19 protein-coding genes and 1 pseudogene are annotated in these 21,780 nt (G+C 70.3%); 16 read left to right on the forward strand and 4 right to left on the reverse strand.

The genetic code is table 11. From position 1 onward, the window contains the following. Positions 1 to 6: 6 nt before the first annotated feature. Positions 7 to 792 (reverse strand): UDP-2,3-diacylglucosamine diphosphatase, encoded by a 786-nt coding sequence (locus AAGI91_01600; GenBank protein MEM1041299.1) that lies wholly within the window; start codon positions 790 to 792, stop codon positions 7 to 9. A gap of 227 nt (positions 793 to 1,019) precedes the next feature. Between AAGI91_01600 and AAGI91_01605 the strand changes: the two genes are divergently transcribed. From AAGI91_01605 to ispG, 15 genes and pseudogenes are all read left to right on the forward strand, one after another. Next, positions 1,020 to 1,733 (forward strand): rhomboid family intramembrane serine protease, encoded by a 714-nt coding sequence (locus AAGI91_01605; GenBank protein MEM1041300.1) that lies wholly within the window; start codon positions 1,020 to 1,022, stop codon positions 1,731 to 1,733. A gap of 85 nt (positions 1,734 to 1,818) precedes the next feature. Then, positions 1,819 to 2,781, forward strand: coding sequence for a rhomboid family intramembrane serine protease (locus AAGI91_01610; GenBank protein ID MEM1041301.1), 963 nt, complete (start codon positions 1,819 to 1,821; stop codon positions 2,779 to 2,781). Between the two features lie 251 nt (positions 2,782 to 3,032). Beyond that, a complete protein-coding gene (locus AAGI91_01615) occupies positions 3,033 to 4,127 on the forward strand; it encodes an endonuclease/exonuclease/phosphatase family protein (protein MEM1041302.1) in 1,095 nt (364 codons plus the stop codon). A 184-nt stretch (positions 4,128 to 4,311) separates the two neighbouring features. After that, positions 4,312 to 5,280, forward strand: coding sequence for a L,D-transpeptidase (locus tag AAGI91_01620; protein MEM1041303.1), 969 nt, complete (start codon positions 4,312 to 4,314; stop codon positions 5,278 to 5,280). A 175-nt stretch (positions 5,281 to 5,455) separates the two neighbouring features. Next, positions 5,456 to 5,731 (forward strand): TrkA C-terminal domain-containing protein, encoded by a 276-nt coding sequence (locus AAGI91_01625; GenBank protein ID MEM1041304.1) that lies wholly within the window; start codon positions 5,456 to 5,458, stop codon positions 5,729 to 5,731. Between the two features lie 526 nt (positions 5,732 to 6,257). Then, the gene (locus AAGI91_01630; protein ID MEM1041305.1) at positions 6,258 to 6,563 is read left to right on the forward strand and encodes a monovalent cation/H+ antiporter complex subunit F; all 306 of its coding nucleotides are present in this window, start codon (positions 6,258 to 6,260) and stop codon (positions 6,561 to 6,563) included. Next, on the forward strand, positions 6,556 to 6,921 hold the full coding sequence (gene mnhG / locus AAGI91_01635; GenBank protein ID MEM1041306.1) for a monovalent cation/H(+) antiporter subunit G: 366 nt from the start codon (positions 6,556 to 6,558) through the stop codon (positions 6,919 to 6,921). The genes AAGI91_01630 and mnhG overlap by 8 nt, the downstream gene beginning before the upstream one ends. A gap of 10 nt (positions 6,922 to 6,931) precedes the next feature. Next, positions 6,932 to 9,715: a putative monovalent cation/H+ antiporter subunit A gene (locus AAGI91_01640; protein MEM1041307.1), complete on the forward strand. Its 2,784-nt coding sequence runs from the start codon at positions 6,932 to 6,934 to the stop codon at positions 9,713 to 9,715. Between the two features lie 55 nt (positions 9,716 to 9,770). Next, entirely contained in the window at positions 9,771 to 10,208 is a 438-nt protein-coding gene (locus AAGI91_01645) for an NADH-quinone oxidoreductase subunit K (protein ID MEM1041308.1), read from the forward strand. Beyond that, positions 10,205 to 11,719, forward strand: coding sequence for a Na+/H+ antiporter subunit D (locus AAGI91_01650; protein ID MEM1041309.1), 1,515 nt, complete (start codon positions 10,205 to 10,207; stop codon positions 11,717 to 11,719). Before AAGI91_01645 ends, AAGI91_01650 begins: the two co-directional genes overlap by 4 nt. After that, complete coding sequence (locus AAGI91_01655; GenBank protein ID MEM1041310.1) at positions 11,716 to 12,294, forward strand: Na+/H+ antiporter subunit E; 579 nt, start codon at positions 11,716 to 11,718, stop codon at positions 12,292 to 12,294. The genes AAGI91_01650 and AAGI91_01655 overlap by 4 nt, the downstream gene beginning before the upstream one ends. A gap of 113 nt (positions 12,295 to 12,407) precedes the next feature. After that, complete coding sequence (locus AAGI91_01660) at positions 12,408 to 12,887, forward strand: phosphoribosyl-AMP cyclohydrolase (protein MEM1041311.1); 480 nt, start codon at positions 12,408 to 12,410, stop codon at positions 12,885 to 12,887. Between the two features lie 79 nt (positions 12,888 to 12,966). Further along, positions 12,967 to 14,061 (forward strand): hypothetical protein, encoded by a 1,095-nt coding sequence (locus tag AAGI91_01665; GenBank protein MEM1041312.1) that lies wholly within the window; start codon positions 12,967 to 12,969, stop codon positions 14,059 to 14,061. A 90-nt stretch (positions 14,062 to 14,151) separates the two neighbouring features. Then, positions 14,152 to 16,149, forward strand: a complete 1,998-nt coding sequence (locus AAGI91_01670) for a cation:proton antiporter (GenBank protein MEM1041313.1) — start codon at positions 14,152 to 14,154, stop codon at positions 16,147 to 16,149. Positions 16,150 to 16,232: 83 nt separating this feature from the next. After that, positions 16,233 to 17,282, forward strand: a pseudogene (gene ispG / locus AAGI91_01675) (flavodoxin-dependent (E)-4-hydroxy-3-methylbut-2-enyl-diphosphate synthase). Between the two features lie 446 nt (positions 17,283 to 17,728). On the opposite strand, the gene AAGI91_01680 reads toward ispG, so the two are convergent. The 3 genes from AAGI91_01680 to AAGI91_01690 form a co-directional block, all read right to left on the reverse strand. Next, a complete protein-coding gene (locus AAGI91_01680; protein ID MEM1041314.1) occupies positions 17,729 to 18,271 on the reverse strand; it encodes a DinB family protein in 543 nt (180 codons plus the stop codon). Positions 18,272 to 18,382: 111 nt separating this feature from the next. After that, positions 18,383 to 20,521: a VIT domain-containing protein gene (locus tag AAGI91_01685; GenBank protein MEM1041315.1), complete on the reverse strand. Its 2,139-nt coding sequence runs from the start codon at positions 20,519 to 20,521 to the stop codon at positions 18,383 to 18,385. Positions 20,522 to 20,577: 56 nt separating this feature from the next. Continuing rightward, the gene (locus AAGI91_01690; protein ID MEM1041316.1) at positions 20,578 to 20,790 is read right to left on the reverse strand and encodes a hypothetical protein; all 213 of its coding nucleotides are present in this window, start codon (positions 20,788 to 20,790) and stop codon (positions 20,578 to 20,580) included. 206 nt (positions 20,791 to 20,996) lie between these two features. On the opposite strand from AAGI91_01690, the gene AAGI91_01695 reads away from it, so the two are divergent. Then, positions 20,997 to 21,734, forward strand: coding sequence for a YggS family pyridoxal phosphate-dependent enzyme (locus AAGI91_01695; protein ID MEM1041317.1), 738 nt, complete (start codon positions 20,997 to 20,999; stop codon positions 21,732 to 21,734). The last annotated feature ends 46 nt before the right edge of the window (positions 21,735 to 21,780 follow it).

Genomic DNA, 21,780 nt, shown 5'->3' on the forward strand with positions numbered 1-21,780 from the left:
GGGTTATTACACAGGCCCTGCCCGATGTTCCGTCCGGGCCAGAACTTCGGCCTCGGCTCCGGTCCAGCGCAGCAGGGCGAGGCCGCCCGCGTCCAACCGGGCGAAGGTCCGCTCGGCGAAGAAGTAGCCGGGGTTGAGGTAGGTCCCCTCGGGCCAGGCGCTCAGCTCGGCCTGGTGGGTGTGGCCGTGGACCACGAGGTCGGCGGAGGTGGTGGCGAGGTGCCGCCGGGCGGAGGCGCGGAGGTCGCGGACGAACGGGTCCTCGGGCGCACCGTCGCCGCGCAGGGCGTACCAGCGGGCGAGGCGGAAGCCCCAGTCGCCGGGCGGGAGGCTGCGGTAGAGCCAGTACGCGAGCCGGTTGCGCAGGACCGGCTTGGCGAGGTTGTAGCCCCAGTCCGAGGCCACGAGGCCGTCGCCGTGCGTGAGGTAGGCCTCGTACGGCCCGAGGCGCACCGCGAGGTCGCCGAGCACGCGCACGCCGAGCTCGGTCTCGAAGTAGTCCAAGTGCCACGGGTCGCGGTTGCCGACGAGGTAGGTCGCGGGCAGGCCGCCGTCGGTCCACGCCGCGAGCGCGCCCTGCAGCCGGACGAAGCCTTTCGGGACGAGGGTGCCGTACTCGATGAACTGGTTGAACACGTCGCCGACGAGGAACAGCCCGCCGCCGCCGCGCTCGGTGCCCTCGCGCACCGCGTCCTCGTGCGCGCCCAGCACGGCGATGGCGTCGCGCTCGGCGGCGCGGCTCTCGGCGTCGGTGCCGCGCCCGAGGTGGAGGTCCGAGAGGAAGAGGTACACGAGCGGGGAGGAGCGGAAGCGGGGAGGAGCGGAAGCGGGGAGGAGCGGAAGCGGGGAGGAGCGGAAGCGGGGAGGAGCGGAAGCGGGGAGGAGCGGAAGATAGGCGAGGCGGTGGAGCGCAAAATCTTCCGCTCTTCCGTTCCTGCGCTCTTCCACACCTGAGGCGCAACCTTCCCCCAGGCGGCTCGTTCGACCATGCCCCAGCCCGAGGAACCGCGCCCGACCGCATGTCCCAGAACGCCTACGCCCCGCCGACGTGGTCCGTGATGCCACCGGTGATCAAGAACCTGCTGATCATCAACGGCCTCGCGTTTTTCGCCACGCTCGCGCCGCAGCTCCAGCAGCTCCTGTTCAACTGGTTCGCCCTGTGGCCGATGGGGACGCCGGAGGTCGCGCCGGGGCGCTTCGGGGCGATGCAGGACGTGCCCCAGTTCTACCCGTGGCAGTTGGTCACGACCGCCTTCCTGCACGGTGGCTTCGGGCACATCCTGTTCAACATGTTCGGCCTCTGGATGTTTGGGATGCGGATCGAGAACACATGGGGGAGCCAGCGCTTTGCATTCTTCTACTTCTTCTGCGTCATCGGGGCGAGCCTGACGCAGCTCGTCGTCACCTCGGCCCCGTTCCTGTTCGGCATCGGCGACCCAGTGATCGTGCCGACGGTCGGGGCCTCGGGCGGCGTCTTCGGGGTGCTCCTGGCCTTCGGGATGATGTACCCCGAGGAGCGGATCATGCTCCTCTTCCCGCCGATCCCGATGAAGGCGAAGTGGTTCGTGATCGGGCTGATGGCGCTCCAGCTCTACGCGGGCATCACCGGGACGCAGGCCGGCGTGGCGAACTTCGCCCACCTCGGCGGCGCGATCGCCGGCTTCCTCCTCATCCAGTACTGGCGTGGCAAGCTGCCCGTGGGGCCGCGCCCGCACCACTCCGCGTACCGATGAAGGAGGCAGTGGAGCGCGCATGCCGTAGCTTGAGTTCTTCTGTTCTCTTGCTACCTTCTCTCCAGGCCGTCCCTACTTTTACTCTATGAACGGAGAATCTCCCCTCGACCGGTTCCGGCGGTGGTACAACATGCTGCCGCCTGCGCTACGCCTGTTGATGACGGTCAACACGGTCCTCTTTCTGGCGTGGTTCATCCTCCAGCTCGTGCAGCCGGCGGCAGAGTTCGTGGTGGACTACCTCGCGCTCAACACGGCACTGCCAACGCCGCTCTTCCGGCCCTGGCAGCTGCTGAGCTACAGCGTGCTACACCTAGACACGAGCTTCCTCGGGCTGATCACGTTCGCGTTCGACATGCTCTGGCTCTACTGGATGGGCCGCGACTACGAGGAGACCTTCGGCAGCCACCGGCTGTTCGGGCTCTACGTGCTGGCAGCGGTGGGCGGGGCGCTCCTGGCCGTCTTCGGCGGGGCCACGCTCGGCGGCAGCGCGCTGATCTACGGCTCGATGTCGGCTGTCTTCGGCGTGCTCTGCTGCGTGGCGACGCTCTACCCGAACCGGGGCATTGGGCTGTTCCTGCTCGGCGTCGTCCCGCTGAAGTGGCTGGCGATTGGCTTCCTCGCGCTCTTGGTGCTCACGTCGCTGCGGAGTCCGGCCTACGTCCTGCTCTACCTCGGCGGGGCCGGCATCGGCTTTCTCTTTGCGAAGGCGCAGCAGAACGGGACCGACCTCGCCGCGTGGGCCCAGGTGTTCTTCCCGTCGCGCACCGAGCGCACGCCGGCTCCGTCCGGGGAGAAGTCGGGGATGTTCGGCCGCCTGGAGCAGTGGCTAGCCCGGCGCAGCAAGGACGACCCGAAGCCGGCGCGCTCCAGCGCCTCGCGGGCCTCGGACCCGCCGCGCCGCGCGAAGCGCCGCCCGCGCCCGGCCGCACCGCCGCCCGCCGGCCCGGCCGACGTGGACCGCATCCTGGACAAGATCAGCGAGCGCGGCTACGACGCGCTCACCGAGGAGGAGAAACGCATCCTCATCGAGGCGAGCGAGGGTAACTAGTGCTGCGACAAGCTCACGCTGACAGGTAGGTCATCCCGAACTCGGTTCAGACCGCGCAGCAGCGGCGCAGCCTATCGCCAAGCCACGCCTTAGATCCCGGATCAGGGTCCGGGATGACAAGGTGGAGCGACCTGTCCGTCTCAACGTGCCAGAGGACTAGGACGCGTAGGCGGGGCAGAGCGGAAGCGAGGCGCGACGAGTCCCGCGATCTTCCGATCTTCCGTCGTATTCCTCGTCCACGCCCGACTGCCGTGCGCCGCACCCTCTGGTTCCTGTTCGCCTTGCTCGACGGCCTGGTGCTCGGGCTGGCGGCGGCGGGGTGGGCGGCGGCCTACGTGGACCCACGGGTTTTTTGGTGGCCTGCGCCGGTAGCGGTCGGTCTGCCCCTGTTCGCACTCGCCTTGGTTGGGCTGACGGTCCTGCTGGTGGCGCAGAAGCGCTGGGGCTGGGCGGTGCTCCACGGGGCCGCGCTGGCCGTGCTGGCCGTCCGGCTCGTGCCGCTGGAGCGGCTGGAGGCCCGCGCCGCGCCCGCGCCGGGCGACCTCACGGTGATGACGCTCAACGCCCCGCGCTACGGCGACAGCGCCGAGCAGCTCACGGCCGACGTGGCAGCCCTGCTGGCCGCCGAGCAGCCGGGCCTCGTGGCGCTGCAAGAGGCCGGGGCCGAGCACGCCCGCCGCCCGCCGTACCGACCCGTCATCGCCTCCTACGTGCAGCCTGCTGTCGACTCCCTCGGCTACCGGCTCGCGATCCCCCCGGACTGGGAAACCGAACTGCCGCTGCTTGTCCGCCTCGACGCGCCGGGCGACTTCGCCGTGCTGGAGCAGAGCCAGGAGGTGCTGGCACGGGGACCTGAGGACGAGGGGGCTTCGCGCTACGTCCGCACCCACTTCCGGTGGCAAGGGCGTGAGGGCGTCCACTACAACCTCCACCTCCGCTCGTTCGGGGCGGCGAAGCCGTGGGACGTGCGCCTGGACACGGTCGAGGCGGAGATGTGGCTGCCGTTCCTCGAGCGCTACCGGAGGGCGTATCAGCGCCGCGCCGACGAGGTAGAGCAGGTCCTGGCGAGCGTCGAGGCCGAGACGCTGCCGGTGCTGCTCTCGGGCGACCTCAACGCGACGCCCGACAACTGGACCTACCGCCGGCTCGCCGAGGGCCGCACCGATGCCTTCCGCCTGGCCGGGTCGGGGTGGGGCGGCACCTACCGCGCCGACCGCCCGCTCGTGCGGATCGACTTCGTGCTGGCCGGTCCGGCGTGGGACGTGGTGGCCGCGCACGTCCCGGACGTGGAGTTCTCGGACCACCGCCCGGTCGTGGCGCGCCTCCGGTGGCGCGAGGCGGAGTGAGCGCATGGGGGTTTCCCGGCGTGGAGAGTTGGGAGGGCAAGGAGGGAGCAGCGGTGCAGCACGCTCGAAAACAGCTTCTCCCTCCCGACCTTCCCTTCACTCCACGCCGAGCCCTACTGGGCCTCAGGGAGAACCGAAGGCCGGGGCGAGGGCGTACCAGGCCGCCTGCTAGCTCACGCCTCCGATGACACACGCCTCGCTTCGCCTCACCCTCTGCCTCCTGGGCATCCTAACCTGCGCCGTTCCGACCCTGGCGCAGAGCAGCTACGGGCGCACCTACGACCAGGACGACCTCGAAGCGCTCCTCTACAGCCGCCAGAGCGACCTCGGCGACATCCCCGAGGTGACGTACCGCTACCACGTGCTCAGCGACCCCGAGGGCAACTCGGTCTGGGCGCGGCACCGGTTCTACAAAGCTATCGGCGACGGCGACGTGCGGCGCGGGCGCGACCTCCTGCCGCTCATCGAGTTCATCAACTACGTCCGCGTCCAGGAACTCCGCACCGGCGACACGCTCATCGTCCCGAGCCGCGTGGACCTCGACATGCGCGCCTACGCGCCGTTCCCGCGCCGCTACGAGGGCGGGGCCGAGTTGGACAAGCTGTTCGTGATCGACAAGGAGGTGCAGGCGTGGGCGGCCTACGAGTACGGCCGCCTGAAGCGGTGGGGCGTGGTCAACACCGGCGCGCCCGGCTCGCGGACCCCCGGCGGGCGCTACAACTTCAACTGGCAGGTCGAGGAGCGCATCTCCTCCGAGAGCCCGCCCGGCGAGGAGTGGCTGATGCGCTGGGTGTTCAACTTCCACCGCACGCGCGGCTTCCACGTCCACCAGTACACCATGCCGACCGGCGCGCCCGCCTCGCACGGCTGCGTCCGGCTCATCGCCGCCGACGCGAAGTGGATCTACGACTGGGCTGACGGCTGGACCCGCGACGCGGCCCAAAACGTCACCCGCCAGGGCACGACTGTCCTCGTCCTCGGTGACGGGCTCGAGCCGGAGGGCCGCCCGCAGCGCTTTGTCCGCACGCCGCGCGGCCCGCACGTCAACACGGTCGCGCTTCCGGCGAGCCCGTGGGACGTCCCGCCCGGCACCGAGCAGCAAGTCCTCTTCGACCGTCTCCGCGCCGAGCGTGCGCAGCGCAGCGTCCCCTAGCCCACCACCATGCAGACCCTGGAGTACGCGGTCGCCTTCGCCCTCATCTGCCTCGCCTCGTACCTGATCGGAGGGGTCCAAGTGGCTGCGCCTCCCGACCATCACAGGCTACCTCTTCGTCGGGGCGTTCGTCATCGACCCCGCCACGGCGATCGTCACCCTGCTGGAGCAGGCGGTGCGCGTGCCCCAGGCCACGGCCCTGCTGCTGCACCGCGACGCGGACCGGTCGGTCGAGCAGATGCGCCTCTCGAACCCCGAACTCGAAGGCCTGCCGCTGCGCGACCTCCGCCTCCCGCTCGATGTGCTCGTGCTGGAGGTCGGGCGCGGTGGGAGCAGCGTCGTGCCGAGCGGTCACACCGTGCTCTACCGGGGCGACGAGGTGACGCTCGTGGCGAAGCCGGACTCGCTCGACGGGGCGCGGCTGCGCCTGGTGGGCGGCCGCACCGTGTGAAATCCCCTTCGCAGCACCTCCGGCCCGAAACAGGGCCGCGTGGGCGGGCGTCCGAGCCGCCCCCTCAGACAAGTCTCCCCCCGCGATGACCGCGCACTGCAGCACACTGATCTCGCCTCCGGCACACTCCGTGTGCGGGCAGGCTAGATGGATGGCGGCCCGCTGCGTTCCGCTCGAACGCGCCCCGCGCTTTGCGTAGTCACCTCTTCCTTTCACCCGCGCCGCCTCCTCCAGCTCCCGGTGGCCGCGCCAGCTCGGCACACCTGCGAGCGCCGCATCCGGGATACCTCCGCGGGAAGGCCCCGCGTCCTCATCCCCGGTACGCCTGGGGTGGAGAAGCTGCCTCGGGTGAGCGGGCTGGCCTCGAAACCGATAACGACCGTCTCCTTCGGCGGTCCAAGCGGTGCCACGCACCGCATCGGAGACACGCTCGTGGGACTCGTCCCCGAGAAGCGCTGGGGTGAGCAATGTCCACCGGTTTGCTACGCCGCCTATCCGTAGATTGCATCCGCCTCTCTTCTACGCCATGTCTACGCTTCCCTGGCCTGTCGCTGTCGGCTCCGTGCTCGTCGGTCTGGCCTTTGTGCTCGTCTTTGTCCGGCTCGTGCTCGGGCCGCGCCTGCCCGACCGCGTCGTCGCGCTCGACATGATCGCCTACCTCGCGGTCGGCGTGATCGCGCTGTGGACGCTCGCCTCCGGTGTGACGGCCTACCTCGACGCGGCGCTCGTGCTCGCCCTCATCGCGTTCCTGGCGACGGTCGCCTTCGCCCGCTTCATCGACGCGCAGGAAGAAACGCCCCCGCCCGCCACCCCACCGACGGACCGTGACTGACCTCGTAACGACCGCCCTCGTGCTCGCCGGAGCCGCGTTCATGCTGGTCGCGGCCCTCGGCCTGGTGCGGATGCCTGACCTGCTTATGCGGATGCACGCGGCCACGAAGGCGGGCACGCTCGGCGCGGCGCTGCTCATGCTGGCCGTGACCGTGGCCTACGAGGACGCCGGCGTCACCGTTCGCGCGCTCGCCACCGTCACCTTCCTCTTCCTGACGGCTCCCATCTCGGCCCACGTCATCGGCCGGGCGGCCTACCGAAGCGGCACCGCGCACCTCTGGCACAACACGGGCCTCGACGAACTAGCCGACGACCGCCGCCGCGAGCGTCCGGCCCCACAGGTAGACGACCGCTCATAGTCGACAGCCCATGCTCACCATTCTCCTCCTCAGCTTCGCGGTCGCCCTCGCGGCCCCGCTCGCGCACCGCGCCCTCGGCGACCGGGCGGGGTGGGTGCTGGCGCTCGTGCCGCTCGGGCTGCTGGCCTACTTCGCGAGCCTCGCGCCGGCTGTGCTGGCGACCGGCGGCCTCGCCGAGACGACGCCCTGGGTGCCGACGTTCGGCGTGGACCTCGCGTTCTACCTCGACGGGCTGAGCCTGCTGTTCGTCTTCCTCATCACTGGGCTCGGGACGCTCGTCGTGGTCTACGCCGGTGGCTATCTGAAGGGCCACCGCGACCTGGGGCGGTTCTACCTCGCCCTGCTCCTGTTCATGAGCGCGATGCTCGGCCTCGTGCTGTCGAACAACCTGATCGCCCTCTTCGTCTTCTGGGAGCTGACCTCGTTCTCGTCGTACCTCCTGATCGGGTTCAAGCACGAGGTTGAGGAGTCGCGGAAGTCCGCGCTCCAGGCGCTCCTCGTGACCGGCGGCGGCGGCCTCGCGCTTCTGGCGGGCTTCCTCCTGCTCGGGTCGATAGGCGGGGGGACGTTCGACATGCGCGAGATCCTGGCGAACGCCGAGGCCGTCCGGGCGCACGCGCTGTACCCGGCGGCGTTCGCGCTCGTCGCGCTCGGCTGCTTCACCAAGAGCGCGCAGTTCCCGTTCCACTTCTGGCTGCCGAACGCGATGGCGGCCCCGACGCCGGTCAGCGCCTACCTCCACTCGGCGACGATGGTCAAGGCCGGCGTCTACCTCCTGATGCGGCTCGACAGCACGCTCGGCGGGACCGCGCTGTGGACGGTCACGCTCTCGGTCGCCGGCGCGGCGACGATGCTCGTCGGCGCGGTGTGGGCGCTGCGGCAGACCGACCTCAAGAAAGTCCTCGCCTACTCGACCGTGACCGCGCTCGGCACGCTGACGCTGCTCGTCGGGCTGTCGTTCGAGGCGAGTATCAAGGCGGCGGTCGTGTTCCTGCTCGTCCACGCGCTCTACAAGGGGGCCCTGTTTATGGTCGCCGGGACGGTCGACCACGAGGCCGGGACGCGCGAGGTGCTGTCGCTGGGCGGGCTGCGCCGGGCGATGCCGCTCACCTTCGGCGCGGCGGGGCTCGCGGGCCTGTCGATGGCGGGCGTGCCGCCGCTCTTCGGGTTCATCGGGAAAGAGCTGGCCTACAAAGCCAAGCTCGGCTTCGATGGGGCTGACGTCCTCCTGCCCGGCGCGGCGGTCGTGGCGAACGCGCTGACGATTGCGGCGGCGGGGATCGTCGTGCTCCGGCCGTTCTGGGGGGCGCTCCAGCCGACGCCGAAGGACGCGCATGAAGCCCCGCCCTCGATGTGGATCGGCCCGCTCGTGCTCGCGCTCGTCGGCCTCGTCTTTGGCCTCTTCCCGTCCCTCTTACCCGCCGCGCTCGTCGACAGCGCCGTGACGGCGACGCTGGGGTTCTCGACCGAGATCACGCTGGCGCTGTGGTACGGGCTGGGGACGGCGCTCTACCTCAGCATTCTTACCGTCGCCCTCGGCGTGCTCGCCTACTGGCAGTGGGACCGCGTGCGCGGCGCGCTCGCCCGCCTCGACGGGCTCGCGCGCGTTGGGCCCGAGCGCGGCTACGAACGCCTGCTCGACGGCACGCTCGCGCTCGCGGGGTGGCAGACGCGGGTGCTCCAGAACGGCAGCCTGCGCGGCTACCTCGTCTGGCTCCTCACGGCGGTCGTGCTCCTGCCCGGCGTGACGCTGGCCGCGCGCTACCCCGAGGTCTTCGCATCGTTCGGGGCGGCGTGGGACGAGCTGCTGCCGCACGAGTGGGCGCTCGCTCTCCTCATCGTGCTCAGTGCGGGGGCAACGGTGTTTGCGCGCTCGCGGATGCTGGCCGTCGCGGCGCTCGGCGTGGTCGGGTTCAGCGTGGCGCTCCTTTTCCTGGGCCTCGGCGCGCCGGACCTGGCGATGACGCAGCTCCTCGTCGAGACGCTGATCGTGGTCATCATTCTGCTTGTGCTGCTTCACCTGCCGCTCTTGCGGGCCGAGCGCGGCGGGACAGACGTGGGGCGCTGGGCGAGCGGACTGCTCGCCGTCGGTGCAGGCTTGCTCGTGACCACGCTCTCGCTCGCCATCACCGGACTGCCGTTCGACGCCTCGGTGTCGGCCTTCTACGCCGAGCGCAGCGTCCCCGACGGTTTCGGCCGCAACCTCGTCAACGTCATCCTGGTCGACTTCCGGGCGCTCGACACGTTCGGCGAGGTCACGGTCCTGGCCGTCGCGGCGCTGGGGGCGCACGTCCTCGTCCTCGGCGGCGCGGTGCCGGGCCTGCCGCGCCTCGACGTGGGCGGCTCGCTCATCCTGCGCACGGCGACGCGGTTTCTGATCACGCTCCTGTTCCTGGCGTCGCTCTTCATGCTCTGGCGCGGCCACAACGAGCCCGGCGGCGGCTTCATCGGCGGGCTGATGGCGGCGGGCGCGTTCGCGCTCTACCTGATGGCTTTCGGCGAGGACGCGATGCGGCGGCTGCTGCGCGTGGACCCGCGCGGGCTGCTCGGCGTCGGTCTGGCAATCGCCCTCGTGAGCGGGCTGTTCGCGCTCTTCTCGGGCGAGGCGTTTATGACCGGGCAGTGGGTCTCGCTCAAGCTCGGTGCGGCCCTGGAGCCGCTCAAGCTCGGGACGCCGCTCCTGTTCGACATCGGCGTCTTCCTCGTCGTGATCGGCTTCACGCTCACCATCATCCTGGCCCTGGAGCGCGCCCAGCCGCGCCCGGCCTCGACTGCTTCAATGCGTGATTCGTGATGCGTGATGTCCCCTCGGCATCCTCACGCATCACGGGTCACGCAGCATCAACTCCATGCAAACGCTCCTTGCCCTTCTGACCGGCGTCCTGTTCGCGGCCGGGGTCTACCTGATCCTGCGGCGCAACATGCTGCGGATGATCTTCGGCCTCGTGCTGCTCTCGAACGCGGTCAACCTGCTCGTCTTCAGCATGGGCCGCGTCGAGCGCCTCGCCCCGCCGCTCGTGGCGCCGGGCGAGGTCGCCCCGCTCGTGGCCGTGGCGAACCCGCTGCCGCAAGCGCTCGTGCTGACGGCGGTCGTGATCGGGTTCGGGCTGATCTCGTTCGCGCTGGTGCTCGTCTACCGCAGCTTCGTCACGCTCGGCACCGTCGAGACCGACGCGCTCGGGCCGGAAGACCTCGGCAGCGAAGCCGCCGCGCCGGAGCCGCCCCCTTGGGTTCAGGCGCAGATCGCCGAACCAACCACTGCCCTCCCCGAACCCGTAGCCCGATGAGCTGGCTTCTCGTCTTGCCGGTCCTGATCCCGCTCGCCACGGCGACGCTTGCGCTCCTGGCGCGGCGGTCGCTGGCGGCGCAGCGCGTGGTGAGCGTCACCGGTGCCGTCGCCCTGCTCGTCGCGGCCGGCGTGCTGATGGCCGGGATCGTCGAGGACGGCGTGCAGGCGCTCCAGGTCGGGGCGTGGGCCGCGCCGTTCGGGATCACGCTTGTGGCCGATCTCCTCGGCGCGGTGATGGTGCTCATCACGGCGATCGTCGGCCTCGCCGCGATTGTCTACTCGCTGGCCTCGGTCGATCCCGAGCGCGAGCGCTTCCACTACCATGTGCTCTACCACGTCCTGCTGATGGGCGTCTGCGGGACGTTTCTGACGGGCGACCTGTTCAACCTCTACGTCTGGTTCGAGGTGCTGTTGATCTCGTCGTTCGTCCTCCTCGTGCTGGGCAACGAACGGGCGCAGGTGCGGGGCGCGGTCGTCTACGTCTTTGTCAACCTCGTCGGGTCGCTGTGCTTCCTCGCGGCGATTGGGATGCTCTACGGCATCGCGGGGACCCTCAACTTCGCCGACCTCGCGCTCCGCCTCGCCGAGACCGACGCGCCCGGCCTCGTGACAGCGGTCTCGATGCTCTTCCTGATCGCCTTCGGGATCAAGGCGGCCGTCTTCCCGCTCTTCTTCTGGCTCCCGGCGTCGTACCACACCCCGCCGATCGCGGTCGCCGCCATCTTCGCCGGGCTGCTGACCAAAGTTGGGGTCTACGCGCTGATTCGCACGTTCACGCTCCTCTTCACCCAGGACATCGGGTGGACCCACACGATCCTGCTCTGGGTGGCGGGGCTGACGATGGTGACGGGCGTGCTCGGCGCGGCGTCGCAGTCGGACGTGCGCAAGATTCTGAGCTTCCACATCGTGAGCCAGATCGGGTACATGGTGATGGGGCTCGCGCTCTTCACCCCGCTCGCGCTCGTCGGGGCGGTGTTCTACATCGTCCACCACATCATCGTCAAGGCGAACCTATTCCTCGTCGCGGGCCTCGCCGAGCGGCTCGTCGGGTCGTTCGAGCTAGACAATCTCGGTGGGCTCTACCGGGCGCACCCGTGGCTGGCGGTACTGTTCATCGTCCCGGCGTTCTCGCTGGCGGGTTTCCCGCCGCTCTCGGGGTTCTGGGCGAAGCTGATCCTGATCAAGGCCGGCCTCGACGCGCAGGCGTGGGGGATCGTGGCGGTCGCGCTCGTGGTCGGCGTTTTAACGCTCTTTTCGATGACCAAAATCTGGAATGGGGCGTTCTGGAAGCCACTGGCTGACGGACTCGCACCTCGGTCGGCGCGCGGCGTCGTGCTGATGGCGAGTCCGGTGGCGGCGCTGGCGGTGCTCACGCTCGTGATCGGCCTCTGGGCCGAGCCCTTCTTCGCCTTCGCCACCGACGCTGCTGCGGCCCTGCTCGACCCGGCGGCCTACATCGATGCTGTGCTGGGCGAGTCGGCCGGCCTCCCTTCTCACCTCTCACCATGAAGCTCTTCCTGCTCAACATCCTGCTGGCGCTGCTGTGGGCGGCGGTGAGCGGCTCGTTCGAGCCGGTGACGCTCGCGGCGGGCTTCGCGCTCGGCTACCTCGTGCTGCTGCTCGCGCGCCCCGCCTTCGGGGCGTCGGGGTACTACGCCGGGCTGTGGCGGGGCCTCGCCTTCGCCGCGTTCTACGTGTGGGAGCTGTTGCTGTCGAGCGTGCGCGTGGCCTTCGACGTACTCACGCCGCGCCTCCGCGCGCAGCCGGGGATCGTCGCCGTCCCGCTCGACGCCCAGACTGACCTCGAGATGACGACGCTCGCCAACCTCATCTCGCTCACGCCCGGCACGCTCTCGCTCGACGTCTCGCCCGACCGCCGGACGCTCTACGTCCACGCGATGTACCTCGGCGACGGCCCCGACGCGCTCCGGGCTAACCTCAAGGAGCAGATCGAGCGCCGCGTGCTCGCGCTCTTTCGCCCCTCCGACGTGTCCTCTCCTGACACGACTTCGCTATCTCCGCTTCGGCCCGATAAGGAGCATGGTCCCGACCGGGAAACGGCTGCGGAGCACAACGTGGGCTAGCTGCCCACGCCTTTCTACACCTCACACCTAACCTAACAGGTACTAACATGCGACACCTCTTAGCTCTCACGCTCGCTGCGTTTCTCTTCGCTGCGCCCGCCGCCGCTCAGGGAATGAACCACGACCCGATCACGATGGCCGAAGTCGAAGCCGCCCAGCAGGCCTGGGGTGAAGGCATCGTCTCCATCGGTCAGGTCTACACCAACGGCGGCGACTTCCGCGCCCGTGCCATGGACCACATCCTGACGCACTACGCCTACGGAGCCAACCAGACCATCCTCTTCAAGCCGACCCTCGCCGCCGAGGACCAGTTCCGTGGGGACTTCGCCGGGGCGCTGAGTTATTTCGTCGGGACCGATGGGACCGAGGACGGCGGCTTCGCCATCGCGCCGTACACCAACGTCCGCTGGGAGAACGAAGGCACCGTCATCTCCGAAAACGGTGACATGGCTATGGCCATGGGGAACTACTTCTTCACCGGCACCGACGGCGGCGAGACGAAGGTCGAGTACACCTTCGGCTACGCTAAAGACCGGAACGGCGACCTGGAGATCGTGCTCCACCACAGCTCGCTCCCGTTCAGCGCGAACTAACGGCGGCCTGTGTTGCCCGTTTCACCGCGGCGGCCTGGGGCACTAGGCTTCAGGCCGCCGCTCTATTCTTGCCCCTCCCATGCCTCTTCTACCCGCCGCACGCCGCCTCGCTCTTGCCACCGCTGCCCTGCTCCTCGCCGCGCCCGCCGCGACCGCCCAACTCTCGCTCGGCAATGACCTCCGCCTCGACCTCGCCGGCGGCGTCCAACCGCGCTCGAGCGTCGGCGTCGAGGAGAACGCCGAGGACGAGACTCGCTACGGCTTCGGCCTCCGCCGCGCCCGCATCCAGGCCCGCGTCCTCTACCGCGACCTCGGCGGGGTCGAGTACGACGTCGAGGGCGGCTCGGGGTCGATTGAGAGCGTGGACCTCTTCGCGTTCGCCAACCTCACTAAGCAGGTCCAGGCGCGCGTCGGCTACTTCCCCATCGCCCAGCCCGCAGGCGGCATCCTCACCCCCTACTTCCTCATCGACGCCGTGGACCGCGCCGCCATCGACGAGCGCTGGCTCGCCGGCACCCTCGGCGGCGACGGCCGTGACCTCGGGGCCGACGTCACCTACGCCGGTGACCGGACGACGCTCTCACTGGCGGTCCACAACGGCTTCGGCACGTTCCAGCGCGGGACCAACAACTTCCGCGAGGGCATCTCAGGCGACGACGTGGTCAACGGCGCGGAGACGCCGGGGCTGGCCCTCTCCTCGGTCGCGATCTACGAGCCGGGGTCGGGCGTCGAGGTCGGCGTCTACGGCGGCTTCAACGGGGCCAACCCCGACCGGACCGACCGGGGGGCCGGCGGCCGGGACTACACGAGCGGCGGCGCACACGTCTACTGGGGCGGTTCGCCCGGCAGCCAGCCCGTCCGCCTCAAGCTCGACGCGATCGCGCTCCGCTACGACGACGACGGCGACGGCTCGCAGGACCAGGCCGGTCTCTCGGCCTTCGGGGCCGTCCGGGTCTTCGGCTACGGCGAAGCCTTCGCCCGCGCCGAGCGCTACTGGAACGACACGGACCGCTCCGGCGACGACTTCCTCACCGCCGGCCTCAGCTACAGCCCCAGCGCAGCCCGCGGCGCTCCGTACCACCGCGCCCGCCTGACGCTGGCCTACCACTTCCGCACGAGCGACGTCCTCGACAACGCCCACCTCGTCGTCCTCCAGGGACAGATCATCTTCTGACCGGCTCCGCCCGGCGACACCGACGAGACAGAGGTACTGTCTCAGCAGGGCACGGGCGGTTACCTTTCCCGCAGCCGCACCCTACGTCCGATGCCGCTCGCCGTCACGCTCCCGTTTCTCCGCGAAGTCGCCATCCTGCTCGTAGCGAGCGTCGGGATCGCCTACCTCTGCTACCGCCTCCGGCTCGTCCCGATCGTCGGGTTTCTGCTGGCCGGGGTGCTCGTCGGGCCAGGGGCGCTCGGGCTGGTGGATGACGGCGACTTCGTCCGGCAGGCGGCCGAGGTCGGCGTGATCCTGCTGCTGTTCACGATCGGCGTTGAGTTCTCGCTGGAGAAGCTGGCGCGGATCGGGCGGGCGATCTTCCTCGGCGGCGGCGTGCAAACGCTCGGGACGACGGCGCTCGTGGCGGGCCTGCTCGCCGCGCTCGGGGTCGAGGTCGGGCCGGCGGTCTTCACGGGCTTCCTCGTCGCACTGTCCTCGACGGCAATTGTGCTGAAGCTCCTCGCCGAGCGCGCCGAGACAGACACCCCGCCGGGACGGCTCACGCTCGCGGTCCTCATCTTCCAGGACCTCGCGGTCGTCGTGATGGTCCTCCTCGTGCCGACCCTCGCCGGGGCCGGCGGCTCGGCGCTCGACACGGCGTGGGCGCTCGGCAAGGCGGCGCTCGTCGTGGCGTTCGTGCTCGTCGGGGCGCGGCGCGCGATTCCGTGGATGCTCGACCGGCTGGCGAAGACGCGGCGGACCGAGCTGCTGCTGCTGGCCGTCGTCGCGGTGTGCTTCGGGACGGCGTGGCTGACGAGCCTCGCCGGGGTGAGCCTCGCGCTCGGCGCGTTCCTCGCGGGCCTCGTGGTCTCGGAGAGCCACTACGCCGAGGCGGCCGTCGCGGACGTGCTCCCGCTCCAGACCGTCTTCAACGCCGTCTTCTTCGTCTCGATCGGGATGCTGCTCGACGTCGGGTTCGTCGCGGCGAACCTGGGCCTCGTGCTCGCGGCAGTCGTCGGCGTGTTCGCGATTAAGGCGCTGCTCGTCGCGCTCGCCGTCCTCGTGCTGAAGTGGCCCGCGCGGACGGCGACAGCGGTCGCGCTCGCGCGCGCGCCGATCGGCGAGTTCTCGTTCGTCCTGGTGCTCGAAGGCAACCGGTTCGGGCTGACCCCGGGCGGGCTCGGGGCTGACGGGGAGCAGCTGTTCGTGGCGACGGCGGTCGTGCTGATGCTGCTGACGCCGTTTCTGCTCGCCGCCGGGCCGCGCCTCGGCGAGCGCCTCGGGCGCCGCTGGCCGGGGTCCGCGCCGGAGACCGTCGAGGCCGAGGTCGAGATGGAGGACCACACGATCGTCGTCGGCTACGGCCCGGCCGGGCAGCGGCTCGGGCGCGTCCTCCACAACACCGGCATCCCGTTCGTGGTGGTGGACCTCAACCCGGAGAACGTCGAGGCCGCGCAAGAGGCCGGGTTCGAGGCCTTCTACGGCGACATCGGGCGGCACCACCTCCTGGAGACCGTCGGCGTCGAGCGCGCGAAGGTGTGCGTCGTCGCCATCAACGACCGGACGGCGACCGAGCGTGCCATTCGCCTCGCCCGCTACCACAACCCGACACTCCAGATCATCGTCCGCTCGCGCTTCATCGCGGACGTAGAGCCGCTCCACGAGGCCGGGGCCGACGTCGTCGTGCCCGAGGAGCTGGAGACGACGGTGCGGCTCTTCAGCCAGGTGCTCGGGTCGTACTTCGTGCCGCCGGACGAGGTCGCCCGCCAGGTGAGCCTGGTCCGGGCGGGCGACTACGAGGTGCTGCGCGGGAGCATCCAGGAGGCGCACCTGATGGTGCTCCAGGGCCTCGACGAAGAGGGCCTCCACACCCGCGCCGTCGCCGTGCGCGCCGGGGCACCCGCCGCCGGCGCGACGCTCGCCGACCTCGCCCTCCGGCGCCGGCACGGCCTGACGGTCCTCGCCGTCCGGCGTGGCCGCGAGACCATCGGCAGCCCGGCGGGCGACTTCCACGTCGAGGCCGGGGACCGCCTCGTGCTCGTCGGGGCCGCGGCCCAGTTCGCCGCCTGCGCCGACCTCTTCCGTACCCCGGAGCCGGTAGAGTAGCGGAATATTAACGGTTGAACCCGAACCCGCGCCCGCGCGCTTAGTATGAGCGCCGTAGTTTGCCGCACACCCATCCCTCTCAGATGGAGCGTCCCCGCCGTATCAGCCGCGCCGTTCACGTCGGCCCCGTCCAGATCGGGGGCGGCGCCCCGATCTCCGTCCAGTCGATGACAACGGGGAAGACGCACGACGTGGAGAAGTGCGTGGCTGAGATCACCCGCCTCGCCGAGGCCGGGGCCGACGTGGTCCGCATCGCCGTCCCGCGCCCGGAGGATGCCGACGCCCTGGCCGAGGTCGCCGACGGCAGCCCAGTGCCCGTCGTGGCTGACATCCACTTCAACTACAAGTACGCGCTCAAGGCCATCGAGTCGGGCGTGGCGAAGGTGCGGATCAACCCCGGCAACATCGGCAAGGCGGAGTGGGAGCGCGAGGTGCTGCTGGCGGCGAAGGAGAAGGGCGTCCCGATCCGCATCGGGGTCAACTCGGGCTCGCTCGAAAAGGACATCCTCGACAAGTACGGCTACCCGCAGCCCGAGGCGCTCTTCGAGTCCGCGATGCGGCACGTCGAGGTCTGCGAGCGCGTCGGGTTCGAGGACCTCGTGATCTCGGTCAAGCACTCGGACGTGTTCTTCATGATCCAGAGCTACCGACTCCTCGCCGAGCGCACCGACTACCCCCTCCACCTCGGCGTCACCGAGTCGGGCTCGCTCGAGTCCGGCACGATCAAGTCCTCCATCGGCATCGGCAGCCTGCTCGCCGACGGCATCGGGGACACGATCCGCGTCTCGCTCTCGGCCGACTCGATCCACGAGGTCAAGGTCGGGCACCGCATCCTGAAGTCGCTCCGACTCGGCCGCCCCGGCGTCAACATCATCGCGTGCCCGACCTGCGGCCGCCTCGCGGGCGACCTGATCTCGATTGTGGAGGAGGTCGAGGCGGCGGTTGAGAAGGCGAACTTCGAGAAGGACCTCAACGTGGCGCTGATGGGCTGCGCGGTCAACGGCCCGGGCGAGGCCGCCGGGGCCGACCTCGGCGTGTCGCTCGGGCGCGGGCGGGCGCACCTGTTCAAGCACGGCGAGATCATCCGCACCGTCCCCGAGGACACCATCGTCGAGGCCGTCCTCGAAACCATCGCCGCGTGGGACGACGACCCCGAGCCGGAGGAGGAGGCCCCCGCGCCCGCCGCCGAAGAGCCGAAGCACGGCATGGCTGCCAAACTTCCCGGCTCCAAACCGAAGAAACCGCCCACGCCGAAGAACGAGACCCCCGGCCCAGCCGCCCAGAAAGCGCGCGTTCCGACCCGTCCGCCCGGCGCCAAGCCGAAAAAAGCGGCGAAGCCTGCCGCCGAGAAGCCGAAGCGCAGCGCGCCCGCCCGTCCCCCCGGTGCCAAACCAAAGAAAGCGCCCGCCCCAGCCGGGGCAAAGCCAAACGGTGTGCCCGCCCGGCCGCCGGGCCTCAAGCCGAAAAAGGTGCCTGCGCCGGTCGCAAAAAAAGCCAAGAAGCCGGCGGGCAGTAAGCCGGCGCGGCCTGCTCGTCTCGAAGTGGAGACGTAGCGCTTCGGTGCAGCCGAACTCGACCGCTACGCGGCTCGCGCGCTGAGGGCGCGGACGGTCCGCACGAGTTGGTGCTGGTGGTGCTCGATGTGGGCTTCGAGGAAGCGGAGCGTCTGGGCGATCGTCATCGGCCCGGCGACCGCATGCATCACGAGCCCCTCGTCCGCCAGGTCAGGCGGCAGCGTCTCGGCCACGCGGTGCCACTGCGCGCCCGCTTCGCCCCACGCTTGCCGGAGTTCACCCAGGCTCACCTCGCCGGTCGGCTCGATCCCGACGCCGTCGGGGACCTTGAACTTCGACGGGGTGCGCATCGCCCGGACGAGGCCGTCCACCGACTTCGCCGACGGCTCGCCGAACCGCTTCCGGCCCTCGCCCTTCTCGATCTGCCGCCCCGCGACGTGCCCCAGGCCGCGCTCGACGATCAGCAGGTGCTCGCCGATGCCGAGTGGCGACCACGCCTTCGAGGTGGGTGCCTGGCCGAGCTGCTCCGGCGGGATCGAGTCGAGGCCGGCGAGAAACTCGGCCCGGCGGGCGTCGAGGGGATCGAGAAAGGCAGCGAGGTCAGGCATGGGGCAGTGAGACGGTGAGCGAAGCGAGCAGCGAAGGTACTGTACCCATCGCCACCCGCGCGTGTGGAGGCAAGGCACACCTCGTCCCTACGGGTCGGCACTATGCCAGCGTCAGCCCTCCACCGCCCGGATCAGCACAGCCCGGCCGTCGACCTCGACGAGCACGTCTTCGCGGAGGGTCAGGTAGATCATCTGCTCGGGCGCGAGGCGGCGGGCGAGCGCGAAGAAGCGGTCCGAGAACTGCTCGACCTCCATCGCCTCGGTGGGGTCGGCGTCCAGCAAGCCTGCATCGACCCACAGGTCGCCGCGCTGGTAGAACGCCCGCGTGCCGACCTTCTGCACGGTCTCGACGCGCCGCGCGTTGCCCTCGGCGTCGTAGGCGACGGCCTCGGCCTCGGCCTGCGGGGCCGACGCCATCGCCGACCGCATCGCCCGCTGCCCAACGCCCGAGGCCCCGCTCGTCTCGTCCATCATCTCCAGGCCGCGGCGGCCTTGCCTCTGCAGCTCCTCGCGCGAGGCGAAGACCGCGTCCTCCTCGGCGAGGAACGAGGTGTAGGGCGTCAGAATCCCGTACTGCGTCGAGAGCGCGACGAGCTCGTCCACCAGCTCCTCGTTCTGCCCGTCGAGGTCGATCTGCTCCAGGAGAGCGGCGACGCGTCGGCTGGCCCAGAGCGGCTCGATGAAGTCAGCGCGCGTGCGGTCGCCCTCCTCCGCGAGGTTGGCGCGGACGGTTACCGCCCGCTCGTCGTCCCCGGCGCGGCCCGCGAGGCGGATGGTTACGTCGCCGCCCCGCGTGTAGCGCCCGGCCCAGACGATCTGGCTGCCCTCGAACAGGTCGGGCAGGTCGCGGGGATAGGCGCGGTTGATGCGCGTCCCGTCGAAGTCGATGGCGAGGTCAGAGAGGACGGGACTCGTGAGACGGTTGTAGAGCCCGGCGACGCTCGCTTCGAGGTCGTCCTCGGGGCGGACGTACTCCGTCGTCCCGCCGCTCGCCGCGGCGAGACGCTCCAGGAGGCGAGCGTTCACGTCGTAGCCGACCCCGAACGAGAAGATGCGGGCGTCGGCTCCGTTGGCGCGCTCGGCGTTCAGGGCGATCGCGCCCTCGCCGGTCTCGCCGGCCGTCGGGAGGCCGTCGGTGAGGAAGAGGACGTAGGCTGGGTTGCCGTCCTCCGGGATCAGGCCGAGGGCTTCGCCGAGCGCGCCGTCGATGTTCGTCGAGCCGCCGGGTCGGAGGCCGTCCACGAAGTCGAGCGCCGCGTCGCGGCTGCCGGCCGAGTAGCGCTGCAGCTCGGGCTCGAAGACCTCGACCCGGTCGTCGTAGGCGACGACGTTGAAGAGGTCGTCGTCGCCGAGGTTGTTCAGCACGAAGGCGAGGGCGTCGCGGGCCTGCTCCATCTTGCGCCCGGCCATCGAGCCCGAGCGGTCGATCACGAAGACGACGGTCTTGGGAAGGGCCTCGGCTTCGGCGTCGGGGATGTCCGGCGAGGCGAGGAGCAGGAAGTAGCCGTCCTCGGCCCCCTCGGGCCAGTGACTCAGGACCGTCGCGCTGACGGGGCCTTCCTCGGCCTCGGGTTCGTAGACGAGCCGGAAGTCGCGCCGCAGCCGCACGTCGTCGGCCTCGAACGTAACGCGCGTCCGCCGCCGCTCGCGGTCGATCTCGACCTCGTGCGAGGGGCTGTAGACCGCGCCGACATCGCCGCTGAGCGCCAGGCTGATGCGGAGTTCGCCGACCGACGCTTGCTGCCGGGCGAGGCCGAACGGGTAGCTGAACGTCACGCGGTCGCCCTCGCGGGGCGAGACCTCGGTGTAGCGGAAGTGGACGGTGCTCTCGCCGCGCGCCGGGACGGGGAAGACGCTCGTCCGGTAGAGCCCGTAGCCCGCGTACTCCATCAGCGCGGGGTCGATCATGCGCCGGACGATCTCCTCGTAGCGGCGGCGGGCCTCGTCCTTCGGAAGCACCTCGCCGATCAGCTCCTGTCCGTCGGCGACGAGGACCAAGTCCTGCACGGCTGCGCCGGGCGGGATCGGGAACAGAAACTCCGTCTCGACGGGCCGGTCGTTCGGGTTGAAGAGGGTCTGCGTGACCGAGACCTCAGCCACCTGGTCGGCGATCCGCCCGTCGATCTCGAGGGCCGCCATCTCGACGGGTCGCTCAGGGACGGGAACCGGGCGCGGCGGCGGGACGATGATCTGCGCCGAGGCGGCGAGGGGGGCGAAGAGGCAGAGCGCGAGCAGGAAACAAGACTTCATCGGGACCCAGGTTGAACGGCCGAACAGACGGCCTATCCAACGCCCCCGCAGCCGATTTATTGCCGGACGGGCTGCGGAGTGGGTGCCGAGGGGCGGTGCCCAGCGGGCGGAATACCGTCCTGCGACGGGTGCTTGGCTCGGGGAGCATCGCGGTGTTCAACGCCGAGTTGGAGGCAGCATTCGGTGTAGCGCGCCCAGGCCTCGGCGTCGCCTTCGAGCCACGCGGTGCGGGCTGTGTGGAGGGTGGAGGCGAGCGTGGAAAACGGCATGGCAGAGTGGTGGGTCGGAAGGGTGGGAATGGGCGTCGGAGGCAAGAAGCCTGCCCGTCCGGCGCGGCGTGCGGCGTCGGCGGATTCAGGGCCGAGCGTGCGCCTGAAAAGGCGATGGATCGCAGAGGTGACCGGCGGAAGGGTTGGCCTGGTGCCGCGTATCATCGAGACCTGCCCCGCCGCGATCCACCTACCGAGACGAGAGAATGAGTGCCGACGTGCCAACGCTGACCGCCGACATCCGCGCCCGCGCCGAGGCCGTGCGCGCCCGCATCGACGCCGCCTGCGAGCGGGCCGGGCGCGACCCCGGTGCCGTCCGGCTCATCGCCGTCAGCAAGACCTTCCCCATCGAGGTCGTCCGCGCCGGGATCGAGGCCGGGCTGACGGACTTCGGCGAGAACCGGGTGCAGGAGTTAGAGGAGAAAGCCGGAGTCGTCCCTGGCGAGACCGGCGGCGGTTCGGTCCGGTGGCACCTCATCGGGCCGCTCCAGAAGAACAAGATCAACAAGGCGCTGCCCCACGCCGACGCGTTCCACGCGCTCGACAGCGAGAAGCTGGCGGCGGACATCGACCAGCGCGCCGTCCGGGCCGGCCGCGCCCTCGACTGCTTCGTCCAGGTCAACGTCTCCGGCGAGAGCTCGAAGTCCGGCCTCGACCCCGACGCGCTCCACGGCTTCCTCGACGGTCTCGCGGCGTACGCCCACCTCCGCGTTGTCGGGCTGATGACGCTCGCGTCGCCGGCGCAGTCGCCCGGAGAGCTAGAGACCCTCGTCCGTCCCCAGTTCCGTCACCTCCGCCGCCTCGCCGAGACCTATGGCGGGCGCAGTCCCAACGTCGCGCTGGACCGCCTCTCGATGGGTATGAGCGGTGACTTCGAGGTGGCCGTCGAGGAAGGCGCGACCGAGGTGCGCGTCGGCTCGGCGATCTTCGGGGCGAGGGAGTGAGTGGGAGTGTGGGAGTGTGGGAGTGTGGGAGTGTGGGAGTGTGGGA

The sequence above is a fragment of the Bacteroidota bacterium genome (assembly GCA_038746285.1).
Classification (GTDB): domain Bacteria; phylum Bacteroidota; class Rhodothermia; order Rhodothermales; family JANQRZ01; genus JANQRZ01.

What these genes read in the sequence shown, in the direction of transcription:
- AAGI91_01665 (MEM1041312.1), top strand. Translation starts at nt 12,967, where the DNA reads ATGCCTCTTCTACCCGCCGCACGCCGCCTCGCTCTTGCCACCGCTGCC.
- AAGI91_01645 (MEM1041308.1), top strand. Translation starts at nt 9,771, where the DNA reads ATGCAAACGCTCCTTGCCCTTCTGACCGGCGTCCTGTTCGCGGCCGGG.
- AAGI91_01685 (MEM1041315.1), bottom strand. Translation starts at nt 20,521, where the DNA reads ATGAAGTCTTGTTTCCTGCTCGCGCTCTGCCTCTTCGCCCCCCTCGCC.
- AAGI91_01670 (MEM1041313.1), top strand. Translation starts at nt 14,152, where the DNA reads ATGCCGCTCGCCGTCACGCTCCCGTTTCTCCGCGAAGTCGCCATCCTG.
- AAGI91_01605 (MEM1041300.1), top strand. Translation starts at nt 1,020, where the DNA reads ATGTCCCAGAACGCCTACGCCCCGCCGACGTGGTCCGTGATGCCACCG.
- AAGI91_01620 (MEM1041303.1), top strand. Translation starts at nt 4,312, where the DNA reads ATGACACACGCCTCGCTTCGCCTCACCCTCTGCCTCCTGGGCATCCTA.
- AAGI91_01610 (MEM1041301.1), top strand. Translation starts at nt 1,819, where the DNA reads ATGAACGGAGAATCTCCCCTCGACCGGTTCCGGCGGTGGTACAACATG.
- AAGI91_01650 (MEM1041309.1), top strand. Translation starts at nt 10,205, where the DNA reads ATGAGCTGGCTTCTCGTCTTGCCGGTCCTGATCCCGCTCGCCACGGCG.
- AAGI91_01695 (MEM1041317.1), top strand. Translation starts at nt 20,997, where the DNA reads ATGAGTGCCGACGTGCCAACGCTGACCGCCGACATCCGCGCCCGCGCC.
- AAGI91_01660 (MEM1041311.1), top strand. Translation starts at nt 12,408, where the DNA reads ATGAACCACGACCCGATCACGATGGCCGAAGTCGAAGCCGCCCAGCAG.
- AAGI91_01655 (MEM1041310.1), top strand. Translation starts at nt 11,716, where the DNA reads ATGAAGCTCTTCCTGCTCAACATCCTGCTGGCGCTGCTGTGGGCGGCG.
- AAGI91_01630 (MEM1041305.1), top strand. Translation starts at nt 6,258, where the DNA reads ATGTCTACGCTTCCCTGGCCTGTCGCTGTCGGCTCCGTGCTCGTCGGT.
- AAGI91_01680 (MEM1041314.1), bottom strand. Translation starts at nt 18,271, where the DNA reads ATGCCTGACCTCGCTGCCTTTCTCGATCCCCTCGACGCCCGCCGGGCC.
- AAGI91_01690 (MEM1041316.1), bottom strand. Translation starts at nt 20,790, where the DNA reads ATGCCGTTTTCCACGCTCGCCTCCACCCTCCACACAGCCCGCACCGCG.
- AAGI91_01640 (MEM1041307.1), top strand. Translation starts at nt 6,932, where the DNA reads ATGCTCACCATTCTCCTCCTCAGCTTCGCGGTCGCCCTCGCGGCCCCG.